Origin of the sequence: Cupriavidus consociatus, assembly GCF_017814975.1 — a bacterium.
Classification (GTDB): Bacteria; Pseudomonadota; Gammaproteobacteria; order Burkholderiales; family Burkholderiaceae; genus Cupriavidus; species Cupriavidus consociatus.
Genome location: NZ_JAGIQA010000019.1, coordinates 56079 through 71125, shown reverse-complemented (window position 1 = coordinate 71125; position 15047 = coordinate 56079). Strand labels below are relative to the sequence as shown.

Annotated in this window: 17 protein-coding genes; 8 read left to right on the top strand and 9 right to left on the bottom strand. The window is 67.6% G+C overall.

All coding sequences use genetic code 11. The features are described from left to right. Positions 1-13: 13 nt before the first annotated feature. From J8I82_RS24185 to J8I82_RS24170, 4 genes are all read right to left on the bottom strand, one after another. The gene (locus J8I82_RS24185) at positions 14-799 is read right to left on the bottom strand and encodes an enoyl-CoA hydratase-related protein (protein ID WP_209761390.1); all 786 of its coding nucleotides are present in this window, start codon (positions 797-799) and stop codon (positions 14-16) included. Positions 800-850: 51 nt separating this feature from the next. Next, the gene (locus J8I82_RS24180) at positions 851-1654 is read right to left on the bottom strand and encodes an SDR family oxidoreductase (protein WP_209761389.1); all 804 of its coding nucleotides are present in this window, start codon (positions 1652-1654) and stop codon (positions 851-853) included. A 614-nt stretch (positions 1655-2268) separates the two neighbouring features. After that, on the bottom strand, positions 2269-2961 hold the full coding sequence (locus J8I82_RS24175; RefSeq protein WP_209761388.1) for a GntR family transcriptional regulator: 693 nt from the start codon (positions 2959-2961) through the stop codon (positions 2269-2271). A 48-nt stretch (positions 2962-3009) separates the two neighbouring features. Then, on the bottom strand, positions 3010-4416 hold the full coding sequence (locus J8I82_RS24170; RefSeq protein ID WP_209761387.1) for a C4-dicarboxylate transporter DctA: 1407 nt from the start codon (positions 4414-4416) through the stop codon (positions 3010-3012). A gap of 399 nt (positions 4417-4815) precedes the next feature. On the opposite strand from J8I82_RS24170, the gene J8I82_RS24165 reads away from it, so the two are divergent. Both J8I82_RS24165 and J8I82_RS24160 read left to right on the top strand, forming a co-directional pair. After that, the gene (locus J8I82_RS24165) at positions 4816-6093 is read left to right on the top strand and encodes an allantoate amidohydrolase (protein WP_209761386.1); all 1278 of its coding nucleotides are present in this window, start codon (positions 4816-4818) and stop codon (positions 6091-6093) included. Between the two features lie 53 nt (positions 6094-6146). Continuing rightward, on the top strand, positions 6147-7415 hold the full coding sequence (locus tag J8I82_RS24160; protein ID WP_209761385.1) for a M20/M25/M40 family metallo-hydrolase: 1269 nt from the start codon (positions 6147-6149) through the stop codon (positions 7413-7415). Positions 7416-7525: 110 nt separating this feature from the next. Here J8I82_RS24160 and J8I82_RS24155 read toward each other — a convergent pair whose 3' ends face one another. After that, a complete protein-coding gene (locus tag J8I82_RS24155) occupies positions 7526-8101 on the bottom strand; it encodes a GNAT family N-acetyltransferase (RefSeq protein WP_209761384.1) in 576 nt (191 codons plus the stop codon). A 180-nt stretch (positions 8102-8281) separates the two neighbouring features. On the opposite strand from J8I82_RS24155, the gene arsC reads away from it, so the two are divergent. Next, positions 8282-8641: an arsenate reductase (glutaredoxin) gene (gene arsC, locus J8I82_RS24150; RefSeq protein ID WP_209761383.1), complete on the top strand. Its 360-nt coding sequence runs from the start codon at positions 8282-8284 to the stop codon at positions 8639-8641. A gap of 81 nt (positions 8642-8722) precedes the next feature. Here arsC and J8I82_RS24145 read toward each other — a convergent pair whose 3' ends face one another. The 3 genes from J8I82_RS24145 to J8I82_RS24135 form a co-directional block, all read right to left on the bottom strand. Further along, positions 8723-8956, bottom strand: coding sequence for a hypothetical protein (locus J8I82_RS24145; protein WP_029046620.1), 234 nt, complete (start codon positions 8954-8956; stop codon positions 8723-8725). 208 nt (positions 8957-9164) lie between these two features. After that, on the bottom strand, positions 9165-9821 hold the full coding sequence (locus J8I82_RS24140) for an exonuclease (protein ID WP_209761382.1): 657 nt from the start codon (positions 9819-9821) through the stop codon (positions 9165-9167). 4 nt (positions 9822-9825) lie between these two features. Next, a complete protein-coding gene (locus J8I82_RS24135) occupies positions 9826-10476 on the bottom strand; it encodes an MBL fold metallo-hydrolase (RefSeq protein ID WP_209761381.1) in 651 nt (216 codons plus the stop codon). Between the two features lie 295 nt (positions 10477-10771). Between J8I82_RS24135 and J8I82_RS24130 the strand changes: the two genes are divergently transcribed. Further along, a complete protein-coding gene (locus J8I82_RS24130; RefSeq protein WP_209761380.1) occupies positions 10772-11536 on the top strand; it encodes a septal ring lytic transglycosylase RlpA family protein in 765 nt (254 codons plus the stop codon). A 115-nt stretch (positions 11537-11651) separates the two neighbouring features. On the opposite strand, the gene rsmI is transcribed toward J8I82_RS24130, so the two are convergent. Next, positions 11652-12560, bottom strand: a complete 909-nt coding sequence (gene rsmI, locus J8I82_RS24125) for a 16S rRNA (cytidine(1402)-2'-O)-methyltransferase (RefSeq protein WP_209761379.1) — start codon at positions 12558-12560, stop codon at positions 11652-11654. Between the two features lie 15 nt (positions 12561-12575). On the opposite strand from rsmI, the gene J8I82_RS24120 reads away from it, so the two are divergent. The 4 genes from J8I82_RS24120 (at position 12576) to J8I82_RS24105 (ending at position 15045) form a co-directional block, all read left to right on the top strand. Next, positions 12576-12971: a YraN family protein gene (locus J8I82_RS24120; RefSeq protein WP_209761378.1), complete on the top strand. Its 396-nt coding sequence runs from the start codon at positions 12576-12578 to the stop codon at positions 12969-12971. Between the two features lie 53 nt (positions 12972-13024). Beyond that, on the top strand, positions 13025-13612 hold the full coding sequence (locus J8I82_RS24115) for a phosphoheptose isomerase (protein WP_209761377.1): 588 nt from the start codon (positions 13025-13027) through the stop codon (positions 13610-13612). 63 nt (positions 13613-13675) lie between these two features. Beyond that, entirely contained in the window at positions 13676-14515 is an 840-nt protein-coding gene (locus tag J8I82_RS24110) for a BON domain-containing protein (RefSeq protein WP_209761376.1), read from the top strand. Between the two features lie 161 nt (positions 14516-14676). Further along, positions 14677-15045 (top strand): c-type cytochrome, encoded by a 369-nt coding sequence (locus tag J8I82_RS24105; RefSeq protein WP_209761375.1) that lies wholly within the window; start codon positions 14677-14679, stop codon positions 15043-15045. The last annotated feature ends 2 nt before the right edge of the window (positions 15046-15047 follow it).

Below are 15047 nucleotides of genomic sequence, written 5' to 3'. Positions count from 1 at the left end.
GCGAGGACGCTGCTCAGCGGCCCTTGAACTGCGGCTTGCGCTTCTCGACGAAGGCGGCGACGCCTTCCTTGCAGTCTTCGCTGCGGCTGGCGCGCGACTGCAGCGTGGCTTCAACTTCCAGCTGCGCGGCGAGGTCGTTGCCGAAGCTCTGGTTCAGCGCTTCCTTGATCATGCCGTAGGCCAGCGTCGGCATGCTGGCGAGGTGGTGCGCGAGCTTGCCGGCTTCGTCCTGCAGCGCGGCATCGTCATGGACCTTCCACACCAGGCCAATGCGGTGCGCTTCCTCGGCGTCGATCTTCTCGGCCAGGATGGCCAGCGCGCGGGCGCGCATTTCGCCGGCGTAGCGCGGCAGGAAGTAGGTGCTGCCGGCATCGGGGATCAGGCCGATCTTGGAGAACGCCTGCAGGAAGCTGGCCGAGCGGCCCGCCAGCACCACGTCGCCGGCCAGCGCCAGGCTCATGCCGGCACCGGCGGCCACGCCGTTGACCGCGGTGATGACCGGCTTGGGCATCTGGCGCAGCGCCAGGATGATCGGGTGATAGCGCTCGCGCAGCATCTGGCCGGAATCCTGCAGGCCGTTGCCGCCAGACTGGCGCGCCGCGAGGTCGGCGCCGGCACAGAAGCCGCGTCCGGCGCCGGTGATCAGCACGGCGCGCACTTCGGCATCCGCCGCGGCGCGGTCCACGCCTTCGCGCAGCTCGCGCATCAGGTCGGCGTTCATCGCGTTGAGCACGTCCGGGCGGTTCAGGGTCAGCGTCGCCACGCCTGCGCTGGATTGGTAGAGCACGGAAGCTGTCATTGTCGGATCTCCATGAATCGTTGTGGATGCTTTTGTGGTTTGGGTCTTGTCTCAGCGCATGGGCTTGAGCGCATCGGCCGACGCGTCGCCCAGCTTGCTGCCGCCATCGCAGTCGAGGATGGTGCCGGTGACGAAGTGCGCGTTGTCGCTGCTCAGGTACATGGCGGCATCTGCGATATCGTCCTTGGTGCCGTAGTCGCGCAGCGCCAGCCGGGCCTTGTAGCGCGCCTCCACTTCGGGCGTCGGCGCCAGCCGCGCCATGCCTTCGGTATCGGCGATCGGGCCGGGCGAGATGCCGTTGACGCGCACGCCGGCCGGGCCCCATTCCATCGCCAGGCACTTGATCAGCATGTTGATGCCGGCCTTGGCGGCGCAGGCGTGGGCCTGGAACATCATGGCGTTGACGCCCTGCGGCGCGGTGATGGCGATCAGCGATGCGCCCGGCTTGCTCAGGTAATCGAAGCTGGCGCGGAACACGTTGAAGGTGCCGAGCAGGTCGATGTCGACCACGGTCTTGAACGCATTGGCCGACATGCCAACTACCGGCGCGAGGAAGTTGCCGGCGGCGCCAGAGATCACCACGTCGATCGGACCCAGCTCCTGGCGCGTGCGCGCCAGTGCCGCCTCCAGCGCGGCATAGTCGCGCACGTCGGCCGCCATGCCGATCGCGGTCCCGCCCGCGGCGGCGATGCCGTCGGCGGCGGCCCGGATGCGGTCCTCGGTGCGGCTGATCAGCGCCAGCTTCGCGCCGGCGCGGGCGAAGCCGTGCGCGATGCCGAGGTTGATGCCGGAAGAAGCGCCGGCGATGAAAACGGTTTTGCCGGCAAAGGCGTCTGCGCGGAAGGCACTGGGCATGGGTCGTCCTTTTGATCGATGGTCAGGCAATGCGAGGGGCGTCTGCATCCGCAGGCAGGGTGCCTGCGAAGGTGCCGCTCAGGAAACGAAAACCGGGAGAGGGTGCGAACGCAGGCCGGACGGCCGCGCGGGCGCAGTGCGATCACGCATGATGGGTCTCCATGACGGTTGTTCTGGTGCGCGTCCGCGGCGATGCCGCGGCGCCGGCCTCTGTGTTGGGCCCTCGCGATCCTAACCCGAAGCATGCATTCGGTTATGACCGCGTTTCGTCAGCGATGAGAGGGAAGTCGTGCGTCAATGTGCGCGATCCCGCACGGCATTGCAGCCGCGCGCGCTTGCGCAAGTGATTGGCGGGAAAGGGAATTTGCCGCGCTGCGGCATTGGTCGCGAGGACCCGCGGGCCAACGATGCTCGGCGCCGCAAAAGCCAGCCCTCAGAAAAAAGAAAGCCCGCACACCGTTGCAGCGTGCGGGCGGCCTTCCGGCGATGATGCGCGAAAGGCGGAGTGCTCATGAAGTGCGCCCCCGCGTCTTCATGGCGAGGACAAGTGTGCCCGGGCGCGGCACAGGCCGCTTTGACTCACGTCAAGCGCTGGCCAACGGCCAGCCCTGGTCCTACGCCAGCAGCGCCGCGACCAGGTCCTTGCCTCGCGCCACCGGCGCCGTTTCCTCGAAATGCAGCGCGCTTTCGACATGGCTGAGGTGGTCCACCATCAGCGTGACGGCGCGCTCGGCATCGCCCGCGCGCGCCGCCTCGATGAATTCGCGATGCTCGTCCGACGAGCATGCCGCATCGCGCCGGGACTGGTACAGCATGGTGATGACCGCGCTGCGCGCGGACAGTTCGCGCATCATCTCGGTCAGCACGCCGTTGCCGACCACCTCGGCCAGCACGATATGGAAATCGCCGAGCAGCCGGGTGCGGATCTGCGCGTCGTTGCCGCCGAGCGACTTGCGCTCGGCGGCCAGGTGTTTGTCGATGCGCTTGTAGTCGGCCGCGGTTGCCCTGGCGACGAACTCGCGCGCCAGCGCCGCTTCCAGGATGCGCCGCACGGCGAAGACCTCGCGCGCTTCCTCCGCGCTGGGCTTGGCGACGAACGCCCCCTTGTCCGGCACGATCTGGATGACCTTGTCCTTGCTCAGCATCAGCAGCGCCGCGCGCACCTTGGTGCGGCTGACGCGGTAGACGCTGGCCAGCGCCTCCTCGCGCAGCTTGGTGCCGGGCGGGAGGCGGTGCGAGACGATCGCCGCGACGATGTCGTCAGCGATCGCTTCAGCGGTCATGTCGGGATCGATATGCTCGGGCATGGCAGCGCACTTGCGCAGGGGCTGCGCGTTGGGGGAGATGCCGTGATTCTAGCGTCCCGCGGCAGCCCCCGGCACGGCGGCGGGCGAACCGGCCACAGCAGTGTCATCCGCCATGGCGGCGAGGCCGGCATCCAGGTCGGTCGCCTCGATCGTGCCGTTGAGCACGCCGCGCGCCCGTTCGCGGTCGATATCCTTTTCCCATGCCGCCACCACCACGGTCGCCACGCAGTTGCCGATCAGGTTGCCGAGCGCGCGCGCGATGCCGATGAACCAGTCCACCGACAGCACCAGCACCAGGCCGATCGCCGGGATTGCCGGATGCGCCGACAGCGTCGCCGCCAGGATCACGATGGCCGAGCCCGGGATGCCGTGCGCGCCCTTGGAGGTGACCAGCGCCACCGCCAGGATGCCGAGCAGGTCGCCCAACGCCAGCGGCGTGTTGGTCGCCTGCGCGATGAATACCGCCGCCAGCGTCAGGTAGATCGAGAACGCATCCAGGTTGAACGAGTAGCCGGTCGGGATCACCAGGCCCACCACCGACTTCTTGATACCCATGAACTCCAGCTTCTTCATCACCTGCGGCAGCACGCTGTCGGACGAGGCCGTGCCCAGCACCACCAGCAGCTCGGCGCGCAGGTAGCGGATCAGCTTGATCACCGAGAAGCCGCACACGCGCATGATCGTGCCCAGCACCACCAGCACGAAGATAATGACCGCGCCGTAGAACAGGAACACCAGGAAGCCCAGCTGCTTGAGCGAGCCGATGCCGTACTTGCCCACGGTAAAGGCCACCGCCCCCAGCACGCCCAGCGGCGCCAGCTTGATGATGAAGCCCATCATCTTGAACAGCGTGTGCGAGAAGGTGTCGATCAGCCTGACCAGCGGCCGGCCCGGCTCGCCCACCAGCGACAGCGCGCAACCGAACAAGATCGACACCAGCAGCACCTGCAGCACGTCACCGTTGGCAAAGGCGCCGAACACGGTATTGGGAATCAGCTTGAGCAGGAAGTCGACGGTGCCCTGGTCCTTGACCTTGGTGGCGTTGTCGATAAAGCCGGCAATGGCCGACGCGTCGAGCGAGCGCGGATCCACGTTCATGCCGACGCCGGGCTGGAACACATAAGCCAGCAGGATGCCCAGCGCCAGCGCGATGGTGGTGACGATCTCGAAATACACCACCGCCTTGATGCCGACGCGGCCAACCTTCTTCAGCTCGCCGGCGCCGCAGATGCCGGCCACCACCACGCAGAACACGATCGGGCCGATCAGCATCTTGATCAGCTTGATAAAGGCGTCGCCGAGCGGCTTGAGCTTGGCGGCGAACTCGGGGAAGGCAAGGCCGAGTGCCGTGCCGATCACCAGGGCGATCAGCACCTGGCCGAACAGCGAGCGGGTAAAGCGGGTGTGAAGGCGTGGTGTGCCCGGGCGGTGCTGCGAGGGAACTGCGTGCTGCATGGTTGTCTCCGTGCCGGACCGGTCCTGCGCAGGTGCGCTGGCTGGCCCATTTCGATCCAGGAATCACCGGCGGCCCCGTACTGCTCTGACGGCTGGGTGGGCTGCCGGCCTAACGTTCTTTCGGGCAGCGCTCCGGGTCTGGAGCACGCCACCGCGCGGACAGCCCCCTGTTGGGGCGGAACCCACGCAATCCGTTGTCCGGACCGGATTGTCCGCAGCGGATTGTCTGAACGTGGAACCGAATATAGTGCATATCATTTTTGTATGCAATTTTTGAATTCACTGTGCTACCATGAATCGCACAGAATAGAGCTTCGGCCATGGGCGCCCCGCCCGCACTGGCACCCCGCCAGCCACGCCGCCGCGGCTTTCACGCATATCCAGCAGCAGGAGACACGCATGGCAGCAAATCCGTCGTCGGCCAGTATGCCGACAGCCGCGCCGGCAGCCGCAGAGGTAGGCACGCGCATCATGGCCTGGGCCGATGCCCTGGCCGTCCACACCGAGCAACCCGGCATGCTCACCCGCACCTACCTGACCGAGGCCCATCACGGCGCCGCCGCCCAGCTGACCGAATGGATGCAGCAGGCCGGCATGACCGTGCGGCGCGATGCCGCCGGCAACGTGATCGGCCGCTACGAGGGCACCACGCCCGACGCGCCGGCCCTGCTCACCGGCTCGCATTTCGACACCGTACGCGACGCGGGCCGCTATGACGGCAATCTGGGCGTGATCCTGCCGATCGCGTGCGTGGCCGAGTGGAACCGCCAGGGCAAGCGCTTCCCGTTCGCGCTCGAGGTGGTCGGCTTTGCCGAGGAAGAGGGCGTGCGCTTCAAGGCCACGCTGCTCGGCAGCCGCGCCATTGCCGGCACCTTCGACAACAAGGTGCTGGACAACGTCGACGACAGCGGCAAGACCATGCGTGAAGTGATGCGCGAGGCTGGCTTCGACGCCGCCGAGCTGCCTGCCGCCAGGCATGAGCGCACCAAGGTCGCGGCCTTCATCGAGGTGCACATCGAGCAAGGTCCGGTGCTGCTGAACGAGGGCCTGCCGGTCGGCGTGGTCACCGCAATCTCCGGCGCCACGCGCTTTATCGTCGAGCTGGAAGGCCTGGCCGGCCACGCCGGCACGGTGCCGATGGACATGCGCCGCGATGCCGCCATGGCCGGTGCCGAAATCGGCCTGTTCATCGAGAAGCGCTGCGGCGGCAAGCCGGGCCTGGTCGGTACCGTCGGCCAGTTCAATGTGCCCAATGGCGCCACCAACGTGGTGCCGGGCCATGCGGTGTTCTCCATTGACATTCGCTCGGGCATCGACGCCGAGCGCGAGGCCGCCGTCAATGACGTGCTGGCCGAGATCGAAAGCGTGTGCGCACGCCGCAACGTGCGCGTGCAAGTACGCAAGACCCACGAGGCGAACAGCGTGCCGTGCGCCCCATGGCTGCAAGAGCAATGGGCCGCCGCCATCGCCCGCCAGGGCGTGCCGGTGCGCCATCTGCCGTCCGGTGCCGGCCATGACTCCATGGCCATTGCCGCCATCGCCGATGTCGCCATGCTGTTCGTGCGCTGCGGCAACGGCGGCATCAGCCACCATCCCACCGAAACCATGACCGCCGAGGACGCAGCACTGTCCGCGCGGGTGTTCAGCGATTTCGTCGAGCACTTCCGGCAGCAGTAAGCCCGCGCCCGGAACCCCACCCGAACCCTCCTGAGAAGTTACGAGAACAAGTCATGACCGCACGAGACAATATGAACCCCATCGAAACCACGCTGACGCAGTTCATCGACCAGCACCGCCCGCAGCAGGAAGCTTTCCTGGCCGAGCTGGTCAAGGTGCCTTCGGACAACCCCGCCGGCGATTGCGATGCCCACGGCAAGCGCGCCACGGAACTGCTGGAGGGCCTGGGCTTCACGGTGGAGGCGCACAAGGTGCCCGACGCGCAGGTGAAGGCCGCCGGCATGATCAGCGCCACCAACCTGATCGTGCGCAAGCAGTTCGGCACGGGCGGCCCGACCATCGCCATGAACGCCCACGGCGACGTGGTGCCCCCGGGCCTGGGCTGGACCAAGGACCCATACGGCGGCGAGGTCGCCGACAGCGAACACGGCCCGGTCATGTACGGCCGCGGCGTGGCAGTCTCCAAGTCGGACTTCGCCACCTACACCTACGCCGTGCTGGCGCTGATGGAAGCCGAGAAGCAGGGCGCGAAGATCAACGGCGCGGTCGAGCTGCAGTTCACCTATGACGAGGAAACCGGTGGCGACATCGGTCCCAAGTTCCTGCTCGACAACAACCTGAGCAAGGCCGACTACGCCATCTCGGCCGGCTTCTCGTACGGCATCACCTCGTCGCACAACGGCTGCCTGCACGTCGAAGTGACGGTCAAGGGCAAGCAGGGCCACGCTGCCATGCCGCACACAGGCGTGGACGCGATCGAGGCCGCCACCCATATCCTGCAGGCGATCTACGGCCTGCGCGCCGAGCTGGCCACGCGCAAGTCGAAGGTGCCGGGCATCGACACCGCCACGCTGAACGTCGGCCTGATCAAGGGCGGCATCAACACCAACGTGGTGCCGGACCTGGTGACCTTCCGCGTCGACCGCCGCATGATCCCCGAGGAAATCGGCTTCGACGCCGAAGGCGAGATCCGCGCTGTGGTCGAGAAGGCCGCCAAGGACCGCCCGGGCATCGAAGTGAAGGTCGAGCGCATCATCCTGGCCGAGCCGCTGTCCGAACTGCCGGGCGTGGAAAAGCTGATCGGCGCGCTGAAGAGCCGTGCCGAGTCGGTGTTCGGCGTGGAAATCCCGGTGCAGGGCGTGCCGCTCTACACCGACGCCCGCCACTACACCAAGCGCGGCATCCCGACCGTGCTGTACGGTGCCGGCCCGCGCACGCTGATGGAAGCGCGCGGCCATAACTCGGACGAGAACCTGCGCCTGAACGACCTGAACCGTGCGACCAAGGTGGTGGCGCTGGCCTTGTCGGACCTGATGAAGTAAGCGGACAGGAATCTCTGCGCCGGTGACGGATCGGCGACAGAAAAAGCCACGGCTTTGGCCGTGGCTTTTTTTATAAGCGAAAGGGATGGAATCGCGGCGGCGGCTGCCGCCTACTCCGGCAGCGTATCCGCCCCGGCCCCCAGCATCCGCTGCATCAATACCGTATCGATCCACTGCCCATGCTTGAAGCCGACCGCTTCCAGCCGTCCCACGGTGCGAAAGCCCAGCCGCTCATGCACCGCCAGCGAGCCGGCGCCTTCACCGCTGGCGGTACAGGCGATCACCGCGACCATCTGGCGCCACAGGCCGGTTTCGCACCGCGCCACCAGCCCGGCGAGCAGCGCCTGTCCCAGGCCCTCGCCAACGCAGCGGTGGTCGATATAGATCGAGTCCTCGATGGCGAAGCGGTAGGCGCTGCGGGTGCGGTAGGCCGACGCATAGGCGTAGCCCAGCACCGCGCCATCGCGCTCGGCGACCAGGTAGGGCAGGTGCTTGCGGCGCACCTCGGCGAAGCGCAGCTGCATGTCGTCAACGGTCGGCGGCACTTCCTCGAAGGAAGCGCGGCCGTGCAGGACATGGTGCGCATAGATGGCGTGGATGGCCGGGACGTCAGAGGTGGTGGCGTCGCGCAGCGTGAACGGCTTGCGCGCGGCGACAGGTCGGAGGGATGCGGTGGCGGAAGTCATCGGGAGCGCGGGCCAGTGGCCGGATGCATGGACTTGCGGCAACGCAGGATGCGTGCCCGACACTTGCTCCCTTGTACCTGCGCGCCGCCCGATGTGTTGTATATAGTGCCGTTGGATTTGCACCGGATTAGTGCCACCGCCCCAGGGTGGGGCGACATCAACAAGAAAGGACCACCTGCCATGATCACGATCTACCACAACCCCCGCTGCTCCAAGTCGCGCGAGACGCTTGCCATGGTCGAGGAAGCCGCCGGGCGCCTGGGCGAGCCGGTGGAAATCGTCGAGTACCTGAAGAACCCGCCGTCCGTGGCGACGCTGCGCCAGCTCAACACGATGCTGGGCGTGCCGGTGCGCGAGATGATCCGCGACAACGAGGCGCCGTACGCGGAACTGGGCCTGGCCGATCCGGGCCTGACCGATGCCGAACTGCTGGCCGCCGTGGCCGATAATCCGATCCTGCTGCAGCGCCCCGTGGTCGTTCGAAACCGCCGCGCCGCCATCGGCCGTCCGCCCGAGAACGTGGTGCCGCTGCTGGCCTGAATCGGACACCGGAATAAAACCGGCCCCCACGAACTGTGGGGGCCGGCCGGTCTGCGAGACAAACAGCTTCAGGCGGGTCGTCTAATGAACACCCAGCCAGTGCATGGCCTCCTGACCGAAAGCAATGGCCGCGAGCACGACCAGCAGTACCACCAGCGTCACCGTACTGACGTACAGGGTGGCCTTGGCAACTTCGGCGTCTTCATCCGAGGTGTGGTGATGGGTGATGGGCGTCGCGCCCTTCGCGTGCGACCCATGCGGCCAGTGAATCCGGCCGGCCAGGTCCCTCAAGTGCAGGTCGGTAGGAAAACGCATGATCGACACCTCCTCGGCAGGCGCCGCGCGGCTCCGGGCACATCGGTCAGGCGGATGATGGCGGGTTTGCGCAAGTGCGCCGAATAGTCAGTTGGCTCGTTTCGCCCGGTGCGCCACATCCACTTCTACTATAGGCGGGCTGGCGCCGGATGCGAGCATGCGGCCTGCAAGGGGCGTGCCGCGGCTCACGCTGCGCCGCAGCAGTGGATCAGGACTCCGGATGAGGTTGTGAGGGCTCGCTTGCGCCAAGGCCCTCGGCCGGCGCCGGGCCTGCCAGCGCCGCTTCCCGTTCTCGCAGCGTCGCAAGCATGTTACAGAACAGCGCGCCCTGTTCCAGTGCATCGTCAAGTGCCACATGGGTGTGAGGCAGCGGATCCATCCATTCCCCCGGGAACGCCGCTTTCACGGTCTTGCGGTAAGGCCGCCCCGTCAGCGCAAAGCCCAGCGTCTTGATGTCCAGCGCGGCCCAGCCGAACGGCGAGCGGCCGGCAAAGCGCATCATGTACCAGAACATCCACGTGAAATCGAAGCCGGCCGGGAACGCCACGAAGACCGGCTTGCCCGGCAGGCGCTCGACCCACTCCACGTAGCGCACCATCGCGTCCTCCGGGCGCTGCAGGTCGCGCCGGCAGGCACTCCAGGCCTCGGGCTGGGTTTGCCACCACTGCATCTGCACGGGGTGACCGGCCGCGCCGGGGAGCGTCTCCAGGTTCGCCGAAAACGTGCTGACTACAGTCTTGTCCGCCAGCATGGCCGCGGATGCGAACGACAGCATCGAATGCGGACCCGGAATCGGGCCGTCGGCCTCGACGTCGGTGCTGACGTAGATTTCCGGCCGGGTGTCAGGCAGCTGTCGCTTGGCCATGGCGTCAGCCCACGTCGATCAGGTGGTCGGCCACGAAGGGATTGTTGCGGCGCTCCTCGCCGAAGGTCGAAACCGGACCGTGGCCGGGAATGAAGGTTACGTCCTCGCCCAGCGGCCACAGCCGCGTGCGGATCGAGCGGATCAGGTCGGCATGGTTGCCGCGCGGGAAATCGGTACGGCCGATCGAGCCGGCGAACAGCACGTCGCCCACCACCGCGAGCTTGCTGGCGCGCGAGAAGAACACCACGTGGCCCGGCGTGTGGCCCGGGCAATGGTAGACCTCCAGCGTCTCATTGCCGAACTGCACGGTGTCGCCATTTTCAAGCCAACGGTCAGGCTCGAAGCTCTCGGCATGGCCGAAGCCGAAGCGCCGCGTCTGTTCGGGCAGTTGCTCGATCCAGAAGCGTTCATCCTGCTGCGGCCCTTCGATGGGAATGCCGAATTCGCGCGCCAGCGCCGCGGCGCCGGCGCAGTGGTCCACATGGCCGTGCGTCAGGAAGATCTTCTGCAGCGTGACCCCTTGCTCCCGGAGCGCTTCGCGGATGCGTTCGAGGTCGCCGCCCGGGTCGCAGACGGCGGCTGTGCCGGTGCTTTCGTCGATCAGCAGCGAACAGTTCTGCTGGAAAGGGGTGACCGGGATAAGGAGGACTTTCATCGGGTGGGTATTTGTGATCGATACGGCGCTTTAAACAGCCGCCGTACACACCGGGACAGCGTCGGAAAACCGCCCGGCATTCATGCTTTGCATTGTAGCGCCGGGCGGTAAATTGTTGCGGCGCATATCCATATGTGATCAATTGTACTCTCTGTTACAAAATTGCCAGATTACCCGCAATCCCTTGTCACACCGGCGATCGCGGGCGAGATCGCCCTCGTTCGTGCGAGATCGAACAGATTTCGTAACAAAATGAAAGAGATAGTCAGCAATAGTGAATGCTAGACTCGCGCCCATGCTTAATTTGACCGCCCTCACCAAGCGCTGGCAACGGCTGGCCAAGCTCGGGACATGCACTGCATGTGCCCTGGTGCTGGCCGCTTGTGCCACGCCCCCAGGGGGCGACAATGCGGACGTCGCCGATACGTCGAACGGAGTGCCGACGCGTGGTGCGAAGAACGCAGGCAAGTCCCGCAACGACGCGGACAAGAGCACCCGCGCATCGTCGGAAGGCGGCAGCTGGAACCTGTTCGGCTATGAACCGGACGATGCCCGCAGTGGCAGCTCGCTTGACGGCTTGCGAGCGGACATCGGCACGTTCGAGCAGCGCGGAGTCGCTTCGTGGTACGGCAAGGGCTTCCATGGCCGCAAGACTGCCAATGGCGAGCGCTTCGACATGCGCGCCATGACCGCCGCACACCCGTCGCTGCCGCTCGACAGCTGGGTGCTGGTGCGCAACCTGCGCAACAACAAGGTCGCTGTGCTGCGCATCAACGATCGCGGTCCGTACCACGGCAACCGCGTGCTGGACGTGTCCTACGGCGCCGCGCGCAGGCTCGGCTTCGTCGAGCGTGGCGCCGTCAACGTCGAGATCCGCCGGCTGACGCGCACCGAAGTCGCGGCGCTGGGCCCGCAGTTCGATGCCGGCGGCACCGAGGCCGGCGATGGCAGTGGTGACGACGACGTCTCAGTGCCCGAACTCGCCAACTCGCTGGCGCCCGCCAAGGCGCGCAGGGCAACCAAGGCCAGCGGCAAGACGGTCAAGCGCAAGCGCCGCTGAGACCGGCAGCGCCCGATGCATGCCACCGCGCGCTGACACCTCTCCGTTACTTTCCCCGCACCGGCCCGTCGGCGTCGTCGCCCGGGCGGCCCCAGGGGGCGCCTCAGCAGCAATTTCAGTCGCCGCTATCGCCGGATCGTTGCGCCAGCGCCAGCTGGTAGAGCGCGTTGGTGCTCGCGCCGGTGATCGCGGCCGCCAGCTTGGCGGCGCGCTTGGCCGGCAGTTCCGCCAGCAACAGCCCGAGCACGCGCTGCGCCTCGGCATCGGGCGCACCATCCGCGGCCGCGTCGCCGCCGGCGCCTTCCACCACCAGCACGAATTCACCCTTGGCCCGGTTCGGGTCGGCCGCCAGCCATGCCTGTGCCTGCGCCGCCGTCACCACCGCGATGTCCTCGAACAGCTTGGTCAATTCGCGCCCGATCAGCAGCCGGCGCTCGCCCGGCAGTCCGGCGGCAAGCGCGGCCAGCGTGTCGGCAATGCGGTGCGGCGCCTCGTAGCAGACCCAGGCATGGTCCAGCGCGGCGAGCCGCGCGATGGCCTCGCCGCGCGCCTTGGGCTTGCTCGGCAGGAAGCCGACAAAGGTGAAGCGGCCTTCGCCGGTATCGAGCATGTCGCCCGCCACCGACAGCGCGGCCACCGCCGCGCTTGGACCGGGCAGCGGCACCACCGGGTGGCCGGCGGCGCGCACTGCCTCGACCAGTCTCGCGCCCGGGTCCGAAATGCCCGGCGTGCCGGCGTCCGAGACATAGGCGATACGCTCGCCAGCGGCCAGCCGCGCGGCGATGCGGCCGGCGGCCTCGCGCTCGTTGTGCTCGTGCACGGCCACCAGCGGCCGCTGCAGGCCCACGCGCGTCAGCAGCTGGCCGGTATTGCGGGTGTCTTCGCAGGCTACCGCGTCGGCCAGGCCGAGCACATGCAGCGCCCGCAGAGACAGGTCCGCGACATTGCCGATGGGCGTGGCCACGACATACAGCGTGCCACCCGGGTACGACTGGCTGGCCGCCAGCGAGATCCAGTCACTCATTGAGAACTTCCGTCGATGCCATCATTCAAATCCACCACGCAGCCGAGCAGCGCGCAGGCGCGCGGGCTGCGCGCGGAGGACCGGGCGCTGGCGCACCTGCGGCGCCAGGGCCTGCAGCCCGTGGTCCGCAATTATCGCTGCAAAGGCGGCGAGATCGACCTGGTGATGCGCGCGCCGGACGGCACACTGGTGTTCGTGGAGGTGCGCCAGCGCAGCGGACGCGGCTTCGGCGGCGCCGCGGCCAGCGTCACGCCGGCCAAGCAGCGCCGCGTGCTGCTGGCCGCGGCTCACTACCTCGCGACGCTGGCGCAGCTGCCACCGTGCCGCTTCGACGTGGTGGCGCTGGAGCCGGGGCGTCTGGACTGGCTGCAGCACGCCTTTGACCTGGACGCCGCGGCGGCTGGTTCATAATGCGCGCTGGCGCGCAACCGAGCGTGCAACTGCCAATGAAAGGCCACAGAGCCATGAGTATCGAGAGTATCCAGCAACAATTCCTAGACAGCGCCGAGACCAAGCAACAGGCCGCGGCGGTAATGGCCCCCTATATCGACGCCGCCGTGGAACGCATGGTGGGCGCGCTGACCAGCGGCAACAAGATCCTGGCATGCGGCAATGGCGGCTCGGCCGCCGATGCGCAACATTTCGCCGCCGAGCTGGTGGGGCGCTTCGAGCGCGAGCGCCCGGGCCTGGCGGCGATCGCGCTGACCACCGACAGCTCGATCCTGACCGCGATCGGCAACGACTATGACTTCAGCAAGGTGTTTTCCAAGCAGGTCGAAGCCCTGGGCGTGCCCGGCGACATCCTGCTGGCGATTTCCACTTCGGGCAACTCTGCCAATGTGATCGCCGCGATCGAGGCGGCGCGCCAGCGCGAGATGGCCGTGATTGCGCTGACCGGCAAGGGCGGCGGCGTCATCGGCGGCCTGCTCGACGAATTCGACATCCACCTGTGCGTGCCGAGCGAGCGCACCGCGCGCATCCAGGAAGTGCACCTGCTCACGCTGCATTGCCTGTGCGACGGCATTGACGAGGCATTGCTCGGGGAAGCCTGAGCCCGCTCGTCTTCTCCCTCACTGACGCCCCCATTTCCAACATCCAGCCACAGCAAGGACCGCATGACCAACCTGCCCACTACGCCTGAAACCCGGACCAGCGCCGCCGGCGCCGGCCGCATCCTTCGCGCCACGCTGACCGCGGCGGCGGTGCTGGTTTCCGCCACGCAGCTGGCCGGCTGCTTCCCCGTGATCGCCGGCGCCATGGGCACCGGCGTGGCCATGGCCACCGACCGGCGCCCGACCGCCACGCAGACCGTCGACCGCGGCCTGCAGATGGAAGCGGAGAGCACCATCAACTCGCGCTACAGCGGCCAGGCCCGCGTCAACGTGACCGTGTTCAACCGCAAGGTGCTGCTCACCGGCGAGGCCAGCAACGACAGCGTCAAGCAGCAGGTCGAGCAGTACGTGCGCGGCCTGCAGAATGCGCGCGTGGTAATCAACGAGCTCGAGGTGGTCAGTTCGCCCGGCTTCATGACGCAGAGCCAGGACGCGTACCTGACCAGCAAGGTCAAGACGCTGCTGATGACCGCGGAGGGCGTGCCGTCGAACTCGATCAAGATCACCACCGAGAAGAGCGTGGTCTACCTGCTGGGCGTGGTGACCCAGCAGGAAGGCGACCGCGCCACCGACGTGGCGCGCAATGCCTCCGGGGTGACCAAGGTGGTCAAGGCGTTCGACTACGTCAATGACGCCGAGCGCGCGCGCCTGGATTCGGCCTCGACCTCGCAGAACCCGTCTTACGATGGCAACGTCGGCACGCCGGCGCCGGTGCAGTCCGTGCCCGGCGTGGGCGGACCGGCCGATGCGCCGGCCAGCACGCCCAGCCAGGCGACCACCACCCCGGTGAGTTCGCCGGTGGCCTCGCCGGTTGCGCTGCCGCCGGGCCGGAGCCTGCCCTGAGCTGGCTGGCTCGCCATTGCGCCGCGGCGTCCGCACATGCGGGCGCCGTTTTTCTTTCTGCGGTTTCCACCGCACACCGTCCGCTTCCGATGTGATACGGTTGCCACGCCCGCCGGCATCTTGCCGATGCCAGCGCCCGGCACCCCACACGGAGCGAGACCATGACAACCATCCCCCGGCCCGCTGTGTTCGTGCGGCTGGCATTGCTGGCATCGGCGCTATGCGGCGCCCACGCCGCGCTGTCGGCGGACCTTGCGGCCTCCGCCCCTGCCGCAGCACCCGCCGCCCCTGCCGCACAGTACGTGCGCATCCATGCCGCGGCCTGCACCAGTTGCCACGGTCCGTCGGGCCGCGCGCCTGAAGGCAGCACCATCCCGTCGCTGGCAGGGCGCCCGCAAGCCGAACTGCTGGCGCAGATGCAGGCGTTCCGTTCCGGGGCCCGACCGGCCACGGTGATGCACCAGATCGCCAAGGGCTACACCGACGAACAGCTCGCCGCGATCGCGGCTTGGTTCGTCAACGTGCGTTGAGG

Coding starts and splice junctions, on each gene's coding strand:
- J8I82_RS24185 (WP_209761390.1), bottom strand. CDS start 799: ATGACAGCTTCCGTGCTCTACCAATCCAGCGCAGGCGTGGCGACGCTG.
- J8I82_RS24180 (WP_209761389.1), bottom strand. CDS start 1,654: ATGCCCAGTGCCTTCCGCGCAGACGCCTTTGCCGGCAAAACCGTTTTC.
- J8I82_RS24175 (WP_209761388.1), bottom strand. CDS start 2,961: ATGCCCGAGCATATCGATCCCGACATGACCGCTGAAGCGATCGCTGAC.
- J8I82_RS24170 (WP_209761387.1), bottom strand. CDS start 4,416: ATGCAGCACGCAGTTCCCTCGCAGCACCGCCCGGGCACACCACGCCTT.
- J8I82_RS24165 (WP_209761386.1), top strand. CDS start 4,816: ATGGCAGCAAATCCGTCGTCGGCCAGTATGCCGACAGCCGCGCCGGCA.
- J8I82_RS24160 (WP_209761385.1), top strand. CDS start 6,147: ATGACCGCACGAGACAATATGAACCCCATCGAAACCACGCTGACGCAG.
- J8I82_RS24155 (WP_209761384.1), bottom strand. CDS start 8,101: ATGACTTCCGCCACCGCATCCCTCCGACCTGTCGCCGCGCGCAAGCCG.
- arsC (WP_209761383.1), top strand. CDS start 8,282: ATGATCACGATCTACCACAACCCCCGCTGCTCCAAGTCGCGCGAGACG.
- J8I82_RS24145 (WP_029046620.1), bottom strand. CDS start 8,956: ATGCGTTTTCCTACCGACCTGCACTTGAGGGACCTGGCCGGCCGGATT.
- J8I82_RS24140 (WP_209761382.1), bottom strand. CDS start 9,821: ATGGCCAAGCGACAGCTGCCTGACACCCGGCCGGAAATCTACGTCAGC.
- J8I82_RS24135 (WP_209761381.1), bottom strand. CDS start 10,476: ATGAAAGTCCTCCTTATCCCGGTCACCCCTTTCCAGCAGAACTGTTCG.
- J8I82_RS24130 (WP_209761380.1), top strand. CDS start 10,772: ATGCTTAATTTGACCGCCCTCACCAAGCGCTGGCAACGGCTGGCCAAG.
- rsmI (WP_209761379.1), bottom strand. CDS start 12,560: ATGAGTGACTGGATCTCGCTGGCGGCCAGCCAGTCGTACCCGGGTGGC.
- J8I82_RS24120 (WP_209761378.1), top strand. CDS start 12,576: ATGCCATCATTCAAATCCACCACGCAGCCGAGCAGCGCGCAGGCGCGC.
- J8I82_RS24115 (WP_209761377.1), top strand. CDS start 13,025: ATGAGTATCGAGAGTATCCAGCAACAATTCCTAGACAGCGCCGAGACC.
- J8I82_RS24110 (WP_209761376.1), top strand. CDS start 13,676: ATGACCAACCTGCCCACTACGCCTGAAACCCGGACCAGCGCCGCCGGC.
- J8I82_RS24105 (WP_209761375.1), top strand. CDS start 14,677: ATGACAACCATCCCCCGGCCCGCTGTGTTCGTGCGGCTGGCATTGCTG.